Here is a 302-nt window from a genome sequence, read left to right on the forward strand (position 1 = left end):
CCCCATCCTCGTGAAAACCGTTGTACCAGTAGGCTCCACAGAACCAGCTCCGTTGGTGGCCGTTAATCTCGCTGCGGCGCGACTGGGCACGCCAGCTTTTCGGGTTAAACAGCGGATGCTCGTAGACCTGTCTCTTATACACATCTCCGAGCCCACGAGACAGGAGGTATCATCGCGTATGCCGTCTTCTGCTTGAAAAGTGGGGGGGGGGGGGGGGGGGGGGGGGGGGGGGGGGGGGGGGGGGGGGGGGGGGGGGGGGGGGGGGGGGGGGGGGGGGGGGGGGGGGGGGGGGGGGGGGGGGG

At 70.5% G+C, this 302-nt stretch carries 1 pseudogene; it reads right to left on the reverse strand.

The window, feature by feature from the left end:
* A pseudogene (locus JHD74_RS26360) lies at positions 1-142 on the reverse strand (FAD-dependent oxidoreductase); the annotation flags it as partial.
* Positions 143-302 lie beyond the last annotated feature (160 nt).

The organism is Serratia sp. ASV30 (assembly GCF_016428815.1).
GTDB lineage: Bacteria > Pseudomonadota > Gammaproteobacteria > Enterobacterales > Enterobacteriaceae > Chania > Chania fonticola_C.